The sequence below is a fragment of the Nocardia cyriacigeorgica genome (assembly GCF_005863245.1).
Taxonomy (GTDB): Bacteria; Actinomycetota; Actinomycetes; order Mycobacteriales; family Mycobacteriaceae; genus Nocardia; species Nocardia cyriacigeorgica_C.
The window spans coordinates 1-12983 of record NZ_VBUT01000001.1; the positions used below are offsets into that span (position 1 = coordinate 1).

Consider the following 12983-nt stretch of genomic DNA (forward strand, 5'->3'; position numbering starts at 1 on the left):
AAAATGTCCGACCCCGACACACGGGGGTATGAGGGGCCGGAACCAATAATCATTATTGGCACTGACATTCATCGACACACTATTGAGTTCTCAAAGAACACACGCACACACATCCACACCAGAATCTTGCTGGGGCTTCCGTGAGGCAACTTTTACAGCTTAGCTCGGCCGTAGATCCGAAGCAAATCGGGTACTCGGTCCAGCTAGTGTGATCGTCAGGCGCTCCTCGTACTACCTCGTTTCCCTGGCCTCTCGCTCAGCGTTTCCGCTCAGCTCCTGGGCCCCGGGTCGGTGTCCGTGTCGCTCTGACTCGAATAAAGTTACGTTGCTACATTTGCAATGTCAAATCGCCTGGTCAGAAAGGGTTTTCAGCGCAGTTTCGGCGATGGCTTCCGCGCTTCCCTTGCCCGACTGGCGATCCGGGCCGGTCATTCCGTGACGCCGACCCGCCGCACCTGTCCGCCCAGCGCCTGCAACTGCTCGACGAAGTTCGGATATCCGCGGTCGATGTGGAAGACGTCGTGCACTTCGGTCGTGCCGTCGGCGACCAGACCCGCCAGCACCAGTCCGGCGCCGGCGCGAATGTCGGAGGACCACACCGGCGCGCTCGACAACCGCGGGATGCCGCGGACCACCGCGTGATGACCGTCGGTGCGCGCGTCGGCGCCCAGGCGGATCATCTCCTCCACGAAACGGAATCGCGCTTCGAAGATGTTCTCGGTGATCATCGAGGTGCCGTCGGAGATGGCCGCGAGACCGATCGCCATGGGCTGCAGGTCGGTGGGAAACCCGGGGAACGGCAGGGTCGAGAAGTTCACCGCACGCGGACGTTCGGGTTGCACCACCCGGAAACCGTCGGGTTCGAAGGAGATCCGGGCGCCCGCCGAACGCAGCTTGTCCAGCACCAGCGACAGATGCTTCGGGTTGACGCCGGTGACGCGCACGTCGCCCATGGTCATCGCGGCGGCGATGCCCCAGGTGGCCGCGACGATGCGATCGCCGATCACCCGGTGTGTGGTGGGCGAGAGCCGCTCGACGCCCTCGATGGTCAGCACCGAGGTGCCCGCGCCGTTGATCCGGGCACCCATCTGCACCAGCATGTTGCACAGGTCGACGATGTCGGGTTCGCGCGCGGCGTTGTCGATGACGGTCTCCCCCTCGGCCAGCACCGCGGCCATGAGGATGTTCTCGGTGGCGCCGACCGACGGGAAGTCGAGCCGGATCCGCGCACCCTGCAGTTCGTCGGCCCTGGCCACCACGCATCCGTGCTCGATTTCGCTGGTCGCGCCGAGCAGACGCAGCCCGGCCTGATGCATGTCGAGCGGACGGGAACCGATGGCGTCGCCGCCGGGCAACGCGACGACCGCCCGCTTGCACCTGGCCATCAGCGGCCCGAGCACACAGACCGAGGCACGGAACTGGGTGACCGCAGGGAAGTCGGCGTGGTACTTCGGTTCGGCCGGCGTGTCGATGGTGACGACCGACCCCTCGATCGTCACATCGCAGCCGAGGCCGCGCAGCACATCCGCCATCAGCGGGACGTCGAGGATGTCGGGGCAGTTGGTGATGGTTGTGGTGCCCTCGGCCAGCAGGGCAGCGGCCATCAACTTGAGGACGCTGTTCTTGGCGCCCCCGACCGCGACCTCACCGACGAGCCGATTGCCGCCAGTTACCAGAAAACGTTCCATGCCGCCTCTCCGCGTCTTCGGCGCACCACTGAGTGCAAGGATAATGCTCTACCGGCTCCCGGCGATCGGCCACCGAGACACTGAACTAGTCGTCGCGGCCCGCGGACTCGGCGCCCCCACCGGGCTGCCACAGCACATCACCACCGGGATTGGCCACCCGACCGAGGATGAACAACAGGTCCGACAGCCGATTCAGGTACCGAGCGGGCAGCGTACCGGTGTCTTCGGGGTGCGCTTCGACCGCCGCCCAGGCCGAACGCTCGGCGCGCCGGACCACGGTGCGGGCCACATGCAGATGGGCGGCCAACGGAGTGCCGCCCGGGAGGATGAACGAGTTGAGCGGGGCGAGCCCTTCGTTGAACTCATCGCACCAGGATTCGAGCCGGTCGATATAGGGCTGGGTGATGCGCAGCGGCGGATACTTCGGCGCCTCGACGATCGGCGTCGACAGGTCCGCGCCCGCGTCGAACAGATCGTTCTGCACCTGGCGCAGCACCTCCCGGATCCGCGGGGACGGACCACCCACCGCGAGGGCGACGCCGATCGCCGCGTTGGCCTCATCGCAGTCGGCGTAGGCGATCAAACGCGGATCGGTTTTGGCCACGCGGGAGAAATCGCTCAGCCCGGTGGTCCCGTCGTCCCCGGTCCGGGTATAGATCCGGGTCAGATGCACACTCACACGACCACCTTAAACGCTGCCGCGCCGAGGTCGGCGGTCGCTGTCAGTGCCCGCGCATCCGGCGCGCGCGATCGGAGGGCCGCGACTCCACCCATGACAAAAAGGCAGCCAGCGAGCCGCGATCCAACGCCAACTCGAAGCTGCCTTGTGCATCCGATACCGCGATCACCGCGATCTCGTCGGTCATGATGTCGTATTCGTCGCCACGCGGGCCGCGCCGCTCCCCGACCTCGATACCGCGGCGGTGGATCACCGAATCCGGACCGAGTTTGAGACTGGACAGCTTGAAGAAAACGAGCCGGTCCTCGTCATACCGGATCAGTCCGTGCCGCCAGCGTTCCCCGCCGCGGGCCGGCAGCACCCGCAGAATCGCGGCCGTGCCGCCGCGGCGCAACATCACCAGCCGATAGGTGGAGGCCAGGGCGAGGGCGACCAGCAGGCATACCAGAATGATCAGCAGAACCATCCCGGTGTGCAATGCCGTCCATCCCTTCGTTCGCCGAATCGATCGAATCCCACCCCGTCGACCGAACCCGGTCATTCAATCACGGACTCGAGTTTACAAATGGGGCGGGCTTGTCGGCGAACATACCGGGAGCGCCACCCGCTCGGCGATCGCGGCGACCGAAACAACACTGCCGGCGGCGAGATCGCCACCGGCAGTGTCATATTCGATTATGTTGTGCCGCTTGGACGCTCGAAGCGTCCGGGCTCAGGCGTGCGCGTTCTGCTCGACCGCGCGCACCCGGCCCTGCGCCACCCGCTTGTCTTCCTCGGAGGCCGTACCTTCGGCGAGCACCCGGCGGGCCGCCTCGATATCGACCTCGCCGGCGAACTCGGCGGACTCGGCCAGCACGCGCACCGAGTCGCCGGTGACCGAGAAGAACCCGCCGTGCACCGCCGCGACGATGCGCTGACCGTCGGTATCGACGATGGTCACCGTGCCGCCTTCGACCAGCTGGCCGAGCAGCGGCTCATGGCCTGCCATGATGCCGATCTGGCCTTCGGTGGTCTGCGCGCTGACGAACGACGCCCGGCCGGACCAGAGCAGCCGTTCGACGGCGACGAGATCAACTGACATATCGGCCATCGGTGACTACTTTCCGGCGATCTTCTTGGCGGCCGCCTCGACGTCGTCGAGACCACCGCAGGAGTTGAACGCCTGCTCCGGGTAGTGGTCGAACTCGCCCTTGCACACGCGGTCGAAGTCGTCGATGGTCTGCTCCAGCGGAACCACCGAACCGGGCTGACCGGTGAACTTCTCGGCGACGATGAAGTTCTGGCCGAGGAACTTCTCCAGGCGACGAGCGCGGCCGACGAGGACCTTGTCCTCTTCGGAGAGCTCGTCCATACCGAGGATGGCGATGATGTCCTGCAGTTCCTTGTACTTCTGCAGGATGCGCTTGACCTCGTTGGCCACGGCGAAGTGCCGCTCGCCGACGATCGACGCCTCGAGGATACGAGAGGTCGAGGTCAGCGGGTCGACGGCCGGGTAGATGCCCTTCTGCGAGATCGGGCGGGAAAGCTCGGTCGTCGCGTCCAGGTGGGCGAAGGTGGTCGCAGGCGCCGGGTCGGTGTAGTCGTCGGCGGGAACGTAGATCGCCTGCAGCGAGGTGATCGAGCGACCACGGGTCGAGGTGATGCGCTCCTGCAGCTCACCCATCTCGTCGGCCAGCGTCGGCTGGTAACCCACGGCCGAAGGCATACGACCCAGCAGGGTCGAGACCTCGGAACCGGCCTGGGTGAACCGGAAGATATTGTCGATGAACAGCAGCACGTCCTGGTGCTGCACGTCGCGGAAGTACTCGGCCATGGTCAGGGCCGAGAGGGCGACGCGCATACGGGTGCCCGGCGGCTCGTCCATCTGGCCGAAGACGAGGGCGGTGTCCTGGAGGACGCCCATCTCTTCCATTTCCAGGCGGAGGTCGGTGCCCTCACGGGTGCGCTCACCGACGCCGGCGAACACCGACGTACCGGAGAACTCACGCGCGATACGGGTGATCATCTCCTGGATCAGAACGGTCTTACCGACACCGGCACCACCGAACAGACCGATCTTGCCGCCCTTGACGTACGGGGTCAGCAGGTCGAGGACCTTGACACCGGTCTCCAGGATCTCGGTCTTGCCCTCGAGCTGGTCGAAGCTCGGCGGCTTGCGGTGGATGCCCCAGTTCTCGCCGTCGCGGCCGAGGCCCGGGCTGTCGAGGCAGTCGCCGAGGGCGTTGAAGACGTGGCCCTTGACGACGTCGCCGACGGGCACCGAAATCGGCTTGCCGGTGTCGGAGACGGAGGCGCCACGGACCAGGCCGTCGGTGGGCTGCATCGAGATGGTGCGCACGATGTTGTCACCGAGGTGCTGGGCGACCTCGAGGGTCAGGGTCTTGGCCACCGAGGCCAGGGTGATCTCGGCGTGCAGAGCGTTGAACAGCGGGGGGATGGCACCACGCGGGAACTCGACGTCCACGACGGGGCCGATGACCCGGATGACGCGGCCTGCAGCAGCGCCGGTCCGGCTCGAGTTGTCTTGTGTGACAGCTGCGGTCATTTGGATAAGTTCTCTTCCTGCGCTTTTAGTCGCGGTCCGAGCTCGACGCCAGCGCGTTCACGCCGCCGACGATTTCGCTGATTTCCTGCGTGATCTGGGCCTGACGCACCGAGTTGGCTTCGCGCTGCAGCACGCTGGCCAATTCGTTGGCGTTATCAGTGGCCGCCTTCATTGCGGTGCGCCGAGCCGCGGACTCGGATGCCGCTGCCTCGAGCAACGACGCGTAGATACGCGTATTGACGTACTTCGGCAGCAGGGCCGCCAGCAGCACATCGGCGTCGGGCTCGAATTCGTACTGCGCCTGCGGGTCGGCCGTGGCCGAATCGCTGAACGAGTCCTCGCCCATGTCGAAGTTCTCGTCGACGAAGCTCACCTGGATCGGCGCCAGACGACGCACCTCAGGGGTCTGGGTCAACATCGACACGAAACGCGTGTACACGATGTGCAGTTCGTCGACGCCCGCGATGTCGCCGGTCCCGTTGGGATGCGGCACCTCGCCGTCGGCGCCCGCCATGAAGGCGTCGACCAGGTGACGGCAGGCCGCCGAAGCATCGGTGTACTTCGGCTGCTGCGAGAACCCGGTCCACGACGCGACCAGCGGACGGTTGCGGAAGGTGTAGTACGTGAGGCCCTTGTTGCCCATCACGTACAGCACCGGCTCCTTGCCCTCGCCTCGCAGGGTGGTCATCAGTTCCTCGGCGCGCTTGAGCACGTTGGAGTTGTAACCACCGCACATGCCGCTGTCACTGGTGATCACCAGCACGGCGGCGCGGCGCGGGTTGGCCCGCTCGGTCAGCAGCGGATGCGACAGGTTCTTCGACGCGCTCGCCAGCTCGCCGAGGACCTTGGTGATTTCCTCCGCGTACGGCTTCGCGGCCGCGACCCTGGCCTGGGCCTTGGAGATTCGCGAGGTCGCGATCAGCTCTTGGGCCTTGGTGATCTTCTTGATCGAATTCACGCCGCGAATGCGGGAGCGCAATTCACGCAAGCTTGCCATGGTTCACACTCCCCTCACTCGCCAGAAGAAGACTCGAATAACGCATTGGTCGTCGCCCGACTTACTTCTCGACGTGCTTGCGCGTGACCGACAGCGACTCGACCTCTTCGTGGTCCAGTTCGCCGGCAGCGGCCTCGTTCACCACACGGCTGCCGTCGGAGGCGAGGAAGCCCTGCTTGAACTTGTCGGTGGCCGCCTTGATCTGGTCGGCCGCCTCACCGTCGAGCGGCTTCGCGCCACCCTGCAGCGCGTCGAAGGCCTCGGGCACGGTGCGGTGCAGGTCCTCGAGCAGTTCGCTGTTGAAGCGACGGATGTCGGCGACCGGAACCGAGTCGTAGTAACCGGCGTCGACCAGGTAGATCGAGACGATCTGGTCCTCGACGGCGACCGGGGAGTACTGGTCCTGCTTGAGCAGCTCGACCCAGCGGGCACCGCGCTCGAGCTGGGCCAGCGACGCGGCGTCCAGGTCGGAGGCGAAGGCGGAGAACGCCTCCAGCTCGCGGTACTGGGCCATTTCCAGACGCAGCGAACCGGCGACCTTCTTCATGGCCTTGGTCTGGGCGGCGCCACCGACACGGGAGACCGAGGTACCGACGTTGATCGCCGGGCGGACACCCTTGTTGAACAGGTCGGACTCGAGGAAGACCTGGCCGTCGGTGATGGAGATGACGTTGGTCGGGATGAACGCCGAGACGTCGTTGGCCTTGGTCTCGATGATCGGCAGACCGGTCATCGAGCCCGCGCCCATCTCGTCGGACAGCTTGGCGCAACGCTCCAGCAGACGCGAGTGCAGGTAGAAGACGTCACCGGGGTACGCCTCGCGGCCCGGCGGACGACGCAGCAGCAGCGAGATGGCGCGGTAGGCCTCGGCCTGCTTGGTCAGGTCGTCGAACACGATCAGGACGTGCTTGCCCTGGTACATCCAGTGCTGGCCGATGGCCGAACCGGTGTAGGGGGCCAGCCACTTGAAGCCGGCGGAGTCGGAGGCCGGGGCCGCGACGATGGTGGTGTACTCCATCGCGCCGTGCTCCTCCAGCGCGGCCTTCACGCCGGCGATGGTGGAACCCTTCTGGCCGATGGCGACGTAGATGCAGCGCATCTGCTTCTTGGGGTCGCCGGACTCCCAGTTGGCCTTCTGGTTCAGGATCGCGTCGATGCAGACCGCGGTCTTACCGGTCTTGCGGTCACCGATGACCAGCTGACGCTGGCCACGGCCGATCGCGGTCAGGGCGTCGATGGCGGTGATGCCGGTGGCCATCGGCTCCTCGACCGGCTGGCGCTCCAGCACGGTCGCGGCCTGCAGCTCCAGCACACGGCGGTCTTCGGCCTCGATCTCACCGAGGCCGTCGATCGGCTGACCGAGCGGGTTGACCACGCGGCCGAGGAACTTGTCGCCGACCGGGACCGAGAGCACGTCGCCGGTGCGACGGACCTGCTGGCCCTCTTCGATCTCGGCGAACTCGCCGAGGATGACCGCACCGATCTCGCGGTCCTCGAGGTTCAGCGCCACGCCGAGCACGCCGCCCGGGAACTCGAGCAGCTCGTTGGCCATCGCCGAGGGCAGGCCGGAGACGTGCGCGATGCCGTCACTGGTATCGGTGACCACACCGACTTCTTCGATGGAGGTCTCGGGGGTGTAGCTCTGGGTGTAGCTCTCGATCGCGCTACGGATCTCGTCGGAGGAGATCGTCAGCTCCGCCATGTTCTTCCTGCTCTCGCTGTGTATGGTCTCGAATGTCGGGGTTATGTGGCGACTGTGTCTGATGGCCAGCGGAGCTGGGCTACGCCAGTTCGCGGCGCAGCCGCTCCAGCCGGCCCACGGCGCTGCCGTCGATCACGTCGTCACCGACGCGCACGACGAGCCCGCTCAGCAGACTCGCGTCGACCTGCACGTGCACCGTGACCGGCTTGCCGTAGATGCGCTGCAGGGAGGCGGCGAGCCGCTCCTTCTGCGGCGCAGTCAGGGCGATCGCGGCCCGCACGTGCGCGACGATCTGGTCGCGTCGCGAGGCTGCCAGGTCGGACAGCTCGTCGAAGGCGACGCCGAGGCCGGTCTTCTGCCTGGTCACCGCCTGCTCGGCGAGCGTGACGGTGATGGGCTCGGCCTTGCCGGTCAGCAGGCGGGTGATCAGTTCACGCCGCGCCGATTCCGGCTTCGCGCGATCCGACAGAGCCTGCTCCAGGTCGGGGTTGTCGGCGATGATCCGGCCGAGCCGGAACAGCTCGTCCTCGACCGCGTCGAGCCGGCCGCTGTCGGCGGCCGACTCCAGCAGCGCCTCCTGGCCGAGCAACTCCAGGGTGTCGACCAGGTCGGCGGTGCGGGACCAGTCCTGGGCCACCGCGGTGGTCAGCACCGCTTGGGTGGCGACGCTGACCTTTCCGCCGAAGACCCGCTCGCTCAGTTCGGCGCGAGCCGAACCGGGCACCGACACGTCCGCGAGCGCAACACGCAGCGAACGCTGGTCGTCCAGCACGGCGACGACGGCGAACAGTTCCGAACCCGTCGTCGCGGCAACACTGTCGCTTCCGGTCAGAGCGGCCCGAAGCGCTTCCCGCGAACGGGAGCTGGCCTCGCGGCTCGCTGCGTACATGCTTCTCACTTTCGCGTCGCTACCTTCCGACCCCGATGCCGGCGTCGGTGTCGTCGAGTTCGCTGAGGAACTTCTCGATCGACGCCGCCTGCTTGGCCTCGTCCGAGACCGACTGCCCGATGACCTTCTCGGCCAGGTCGACCGCGGTACGGCCGACCTCGGAACGCAGTTCGGTCAGGATCTGCTGGCGCTGGGCTTCCAGCTGGGCGTGGCCTGCGGCCACGATCCGGTCGCTCTCGGCCTGGGCCTCCGTGCGCATCTGCGCGAGGATCTGCTGGCCCTGGGTGCGCGCGTCCTCACGGATGCGTGCGGCCTCGAGGCGGGCGTCGGCCAGCTGCTGCTGGTACTGCTGCAGCGTCTGCTGAGCCTCTTCCTGCGCGGCCTCGGCCTTGGCGATACCGCCTTCGATCTTGTCGGTGCGCTCTTCGAGCACCTTCGTCAGACGCGGCACGACGTACTTGTAGAACAGTACGGCGATGACCGCGACGCAGACGATCGACCAGACGATGTCGTACGTTTCGGGGATGAGAGGATTCACATCCTCTCCGCCCTCCGCTGCGAGTACAGAAATCGTGTACATCGGAATCAGAAGATGAAGCCGGCGACGAGGCCGATCAGGGCCAGCGCCTCGGTGAACGCGATACCGAGGAACATGTTGGTACGGATGGTGCCCTGCAGCTCGGGCTGGCGGGCGATACCCTCGATCGCCTTACCGACGACGATGCCGACGCCGATGCCCGGGCCGATGGCGGCCAGGCCGTAGCCGACGGCGCCGAGGCCCTTCAGCGTCGACTCGTTGGCAGCTTCCTGGGCCAGGTACGAGAGGCTCATGAGTCTTCTTTCCCTTTCTGTTGCTCACCCGCCGGTCGGCGTGGTGTAGCAGGTCTCCAGTGATTTGTTGGTGCGGTCAGTGAGAATCTGCGTGTTCGGCCAGGCCGATGTACACGGCGGTCAGCAGTGCAAACACGTAGGCCTGCAGGAAGATGACCAACATCTCGAACATCGTGAACCCGATTCCCGCCAGCAGCGAGAACGGCGAGAACACCTTCATCCAGTTGGCGGCGTCGAACAGGAAGAACCAGGTGGAGCTGAAGAACAGCACCAGCATGATGTGACCGGCCAGCATGTTGGCCATGAGTCGGACGGTCAGCGTGAACGGACGCAGGATGAAGGTCGAGACGAATTCGATCGGAATCAGCAGTACGTGCAGCGCGGGCGGCACGTTCGGCACCACGATGCTGCTACGCATGTACTTGAAGAAGCCGTACTTCTTGATACCGACGTAGTTGAACGCGATGTAGGCGATGACGGCCAGCACCAGCGGCATACCGATCCGCGCGTTCGAGGAGATATTCAAGAACGGGATGATGCTGGAGAAATTCAGGAAAAGAACCGTGAAGAAGATCGTCGCGATCAGCGGGAAATACTTGCGCCCGGTTTCCTTGCCGAGGACCTCTTCGCAGATCTGCTCTTTGACGAAGACCAGGCCGATCTCGGCGACGTTCTGCAGCCCGCGCGGAACGATGCGGGGCGAACGGAAGGCCAGCATCATGAGGCCGATCAGGACCGCCGACATCAGGATGCGAATGAGCATCAAGCGATCGAGTTCGAACGGCGTTCCCTCGAACAGCACCGCCGGAGGGAAAAAGTCGGTTAGCGATGGCGCGTGAAATTCCGCGGCCAAAGTGGTGACGCTCAGCGTTCTCTCCCGTGTTCGGGCCGCGGGTTCGGTCGTTCCCGCGGTTCGATCGGACATTGACGATCAAAGTGGGTCGACTCAGGTCGGCTCGAAGTTCGTCAGCAGCTGCGCGGCATTCCCGCTCGGGCGTCTGTACGTGTGTCGGCGACATCGTCGACATGCAGAACCGGAACGGAGCCCGGCACGGCAGTAGCATAGCGGCACCTGGCGGGATCGTGGTGATCCCCCCGATGGTCGCTTGCTTACCAAGACTTTACCAAGTTATCTACGACAGCGTGTAGGTGGGTGCGATTTGTTACCGATCGGTACCTGGACCGGCCTCGCGCTCGGGCACCGTCACGTACGGAACCTTCTGTCGCAGAACGCCGTACGTCTCCGCGCCGAGCACGATGACCAGCGCTCCGATGACGGTGAGGAACAGCGCGACGCGGTCGTAGAAATCGAATTGATTCAAGATCGCGATAACCACCATGGCCACCAGCAGCTTGCCCGCCCAGCTGACCAGCATCACCAATCCGGCCGTGGTCGGCGGCAGTTTCGCGCCGAAGAGCACCACCGCGGCGGTGGTCAGGATGAAGCCACCACCGATGGCCGCGCCGAGCAGCGCACCCCACACGCCGGAGACGCCGGAGACCGCACCCGCGATCGCCACCGCGAGCACGGTGAGCACCACCAGCCCGACCAGGCCGTAGCGCAGCGCGGCGCGCAGCGGAGCGTCGGGGCCTGGGTCTGTGTACGGTGTCGAACTCACGAGCCGCACTCTACCCGTGCCGATTGTCCTGCGCCGATGCGCTCATCCGGCGGGCTCGGTCGGCTCACCCGGATGCTCGGTGTGTTCGGCGGCGGCCGCGCGTTCCCGGCGCAATCCCGGAACCGCCGTCGCGACCAGGGCGAAGACCAATCCGCCCGCCATCAGCAGCACCACGACGCGCCGGTCCATCAGTGAGGTGCCGACGGCCCCGAAGGCCAGCACACCGACCCACAAATAGATGAGCAGCACCACACGCCGCTGCGAGTGGCCGATCTGCAGCAGCCGGTGATGCAGGTGCATCTTGTCGGGCGTGGAGAAGCTGACCCCGGCCCGCACCCGGCGCACGATGGCCAGCAGCAGATCGAGCACCGGGATGAACATCACCGCGCCGACCAGCAGCAGCGGTGAGAGCAGACCGACGATGTCGCGCGGGCCGTAGCCCGTCAGCGGGATGCGCCCGGACGCACTGGTCGACACCGCGGCCAGCACCAATCCGATCAGCATCGAGCCGGAATCGCCCATGAAGATCCGGGCCGGCGAGAAGTTGTGCGGGAGAAAGCCGAGGCAGGCGCCGGCCAGCGCGGCGGCCAGCAGCGCGGGCGGGTAGGTGTCGACCGAGCCGCCCTGTTCGGTGAGCAGCCCCACCGAGAACGCGAATACCGCGATCGAGGAGATCAGGCCGAGGCCGGCGGCCAGGCCGTCCAGGCCGTCGACGAAGTTCATCGCGTTGATCAGCGTCACCGCGACCGCGACCGTCACCAGCGCGCTCTGCAACCCGTCCAGCACCACGGTCTCGTTGTTGAACGGGTTGTAGATGACGTACCAGCTCAGCCCCATCACCGCCATCACCCCCGCGGCGGTGACCTGACCGGCGAATTTGGTGAGCGCGTCCAGGCCCCAGCGGTCGTCGACGATGCCGACCGCGACGATGATCGTCGCCGCGACCAGCACCGCGGCGATATCGGGCCGGTAGTCGAAGCCGCGGCGCAGCGCGGGCAGCTGGTGGGCGAACAGCACCGCGGCGACCACGCCCAGATACATGCCGACCCCGCCCATCCGCGGGATCGGCTTGACGTGCACATCACGTTCGCGCGGCACCGCGACGGCGCCGAAACCGATGGCGAGCACCCGGATCCCGCCGGTGGCGAGAAAGGTCACCACCGTGGACACCAGCAGCACGAGCAGCAGCTCGCGCAGCGGGACGACGGCACCGGAACTTCCCAATGCGTGCACCGCGATCACTCGCGATACCGCCCGCTCATCCGATCGGCCATTCGGTCACCGGGCAGCGGGCCCGGACAGCGCCTCGGGCGCCATACCGAGCACCTCGGCGATATCGGCGACCGAGACCGCGCCCTCGCGCAGGATGCGCGGCTGGTCGGCGGTCAGGTCGACGATGGTCGAGGCGATCGCGTGCTCGGCGGGACCTCCATCGAGGTACACCCCGACATGTTCACCCAGCTGGGCGCGGGCTTCGGCGGCGGTGGTGGCGGGCGGCTGCCCGGAGACGTTGGCGCTCGACACCGCCAGCGGGCCGACGGCGCGCAGCAGTTCCAGTGCGACCGGATGCAGCGGCATCCGCAGCATCACCGTGCCCCTGGTGTCGCCGAGGTCCCAGGCCAGCGAAGGCGCCTGCTGCACAACCAGACTCAGCCCGCCCGGCCAGAACGCCTGGATCAGGTCTCTGGCCTGCGGACGCACCGAGAACACCAGCCCGTCGATGGTGTGCCAGGAACCGACGAGCACCGGTACCGGCATATCGCGCCCGCGCCGCTTGGCGGCGAGTAGTTCGGCCACCGCCTGGCTGTCGAACGCGTCGGCGGCTATGCCGTAGAGCGTGTCGGTGGGCATGACGACGAGCCGCCCGGATTTCAGGGCGCTGGTCGCGGCGGACAGTCCGGCGGCGCGCGAGTCGGGATCCGCGCAGTCGTAGACGGTACTCACGGGACCCATCCTGTCACGCGGTCGTCGCGGCGCCGTCGGCCCCCGGGTAGAACGCGAATCCGCCACGCGCCACGGGCAAACCATGACCC

General features: G+C 66.5%; 14 protein-coding genes. All 14 read right to left on the bottom strand.

The window, feature by feature from the left end; all coding sequences use genetic code 11:
* Positions 1-428: 428 nt before the first annotated feature.
* Complete coding sequence (gene murA / locus FEK34_RS00005; protein ID WP_138445846.1) at positions 429-1688, bottom strand: UDP-N-acetylglucosamine 1-carboxyvinyltransferase; 1260 nt, start codon at positions 1686-1688, stop codon at positions 429-431.
* Between the two features lie 85 nt (positions 1689-1773).
* Positions 1774-2367: a cob(I)yrinic acid a,c-diamide adenosyltransferase gene (locus FEK34_RS00010; protein WP_138445847.1), complete on the bottom strand. Its 594-nt coding sequence runs from the start codon at positions 2365-2367 to the stop codon at positions 1774-1776.
* Between the two features lie 43 nt (positions 2368-2410).
* Positions 2411-2833 (bottom strand): DUF2550 domain-containing protein, encoded by a 423-nt coding sequence (locus FEK34_RS00015; RefSeq protein ID WP_036533836.1) that lies wholly within the window; start codon positions 2831-2833, stop codon positions 2411-2413.
* A gap of 246 nt (positions 2834-3079) precedes the next feature.
* On the bottom strand, positions 3080-3457 hold the full coding sequence (locus FEK34_RS00020; protein WP_138445848.1) for a F0F1 ATP synthase subunit epsilon: 378 nt from the start codon (positions 3455-3457) through the stop codon (positions 3080-3082).
* Between the two features lie 6 nt (positions 3458-3463).
* On the bottom strand, positions 3464-4912 hold the full coding sequence (atpD, locus tag FEK34_RS00025; protein WP_138445849.1) for a F0F1 ATP synthase subunit beta: 1449 nt from the start codon (positions 4910-4912) through the stop codon (positions 3464-3466).
* Between the two features lie 25 nt (positions 4913-4937).
* A complete protein-coding gene (locus FEK34_RS00030) occupies positions 4938-5909 on the bottom strand; it encodes a F0F1 ATP synthase subunit gamma (protein WP_036533809.1) in 972 nt (323 codons plus the stop codon).
* 61 nt (positions 5910-5970) lie between these two features.
* The gene (gene atpA / locus FEK34_RS00035; RefSeq protein WP_138445850.1) at positions 5971-7611 is read right to left on the bottom strand and encodes a F0F1 ATP synthase subunit alpha; all 1641 of its coding nucleotides are present in this window, start codon (positions 7609-7611) and stop codon (positions 5971-5973) included.
* Between the two features lie 79 nt (positions 7612-7690).
* Positions 7691-8500 carry a F0F1 ATP synthase subunit delta gene (locus tag FEK34_RS00040; protein WP_138445851.1) on the bottom strand — a complete coding sequence of 270 codons (810 nt, stop codon included), beginning with the start codon at positions 8498-8500 and terminating at the stop codon, positions 7691-7693.
* A 19-nt stretch (positions 8501-8519) separates the two neighbouring features.
* Complete coding sequence (locus tag FEK34_RS00045) at positions 8520-9080, bottom strand: F0F1 ATP synthase subunit B (protein ID WP_036533801.1); 561 nt, start codon at positions 9078-9080, stop codon at positions 8520-8522.
* 5 nt (positions 9081-9085) lie between these two features.
* Positions 9086-9331: an ATP synthase F0 subunit C gene (locus FEK34_RS00050; protein ID WP_011207590.1), complete on the bottom strand. Its 246-nt coding sequence runs from the start codon at positions 9329-9331 to the stop codon at positions 9086-9088.
* Positions 9332-9407: 76 nt separating this feature from the next.
* Positions 9408-10256: a F0F1 ATP synthase subunit A gene (gene atpB / locus FEK34_RS00055; protein ID WP_138445852.1), complete on the bottom strand. Its 849-nt coding sequence runs from the start codon at positions 10254-10256 to the stop codon at positions 9408-9410.
* A gap of 238 nt (positions 10257-10494) precedes the next feature.
* The gene (locus FEK34_RS00060; RefSeq protein ID WP_104362171.1) at positions 10495-10959 is read right to left on the bottom strand and encodes a hypothetical protein; all 465 of its coding nucleotides are present in this window, start codon (positions 10957-10959) and stop codon (positions 10495-10497) included.
* A gap of 33 nt (positions 10960-10992) precedes the next feature.
* Positions 10993-12174, bottom strand: a complete 1182-nt coding sequence (locus FEK34_RS00065) for an MraY family glycosyltransferase (RefSeq protein WP_283206575.1) — start codon at positions 12172-12174, stop codon at positions 10993-10995.
* A 54-nt stretch (positions 12175-12228) separates the two neighbouring features.
* Complete coding sequence (locus FEK34_RS00070) at positions 12229-12894, bottom strand: L-threonylcarbamoyladenylate synthase (protein WP_138445854.1); 666 nt, start codon at positions 12892-12894, stop codon at positions 12229-12231.
* Positions 12895-12983 lie beyond the last annotated feature (89 nt).

Coding starts and splice junctions, on each gene's coding strand:
- FEK34_RS00030 (WP_036533809.1), bottom strand. CDS start 5,909: ATGGCAAGCTTGCGTGAATTGCGCTCCCGCATTCGCGGCGTGAATTCG.
- FEK34_RS00015 (WP_036533836.1), bottom strand. CDS start 2,833: ATGGTTCTGCTGATCATTCTGGTATGCCTGCTGGTCGCCCTCGCCCTG.
- FEK34_RS00045 (WP_036533801.1), bottom strand. CDS start 9,080: ATGTACACGATTTCTGTACTCGCAGCGGAGGGCGGAGAGGATGTGAAT.
- FEK34_RS00040 (WP_138445851.1), bottom strand. CDS start 8,500: ATGTACGCAGCGAGCCGCGAGGCCAGCTCCCGTTCGCGGGAAGCGCTT.
- FEK34_RS00020 (WP_138445848.1), bottom strand. CDS start 3,457: ATGGCCGATATGTCAGTTGATCTCGTCGCCGTCGAACGGCTGCTCTGG.
- FEK34_RS00050 (WP_011207590.1), bottom strand. CDS start 9,331: ATGAGCCTCTCGTACCTGGCCCAGGAAGCTGCCAACGAGTCGACGCTG.
- atpB (WP_138445852.1), bottom strand. CDS start 10,256: ATGTCCGATCGAACCGCGGGAACGACCGAACCCGCGGCCCGAACACGG.
- murA (WP_138445846.1), bottom strand. CDS start 1,688: ATGGAACGTTTTCTGGTAACTGGCGGCAATCGGCTCGTCGGTGAGGTC.
- atpA (WP_138445850.1), bottom strand. CDS start 7,611: ATGGCGGAGCTGACGATCTCCTCCGACGAGATCCGTAGCGCGATCGAG.
- atpD (WP_138445849.1), bottom strand. CDS start 4,912: ATGACCGCAGCTGTCACACAAGACAACTCGAGCCGGACCGGCGCTGCT.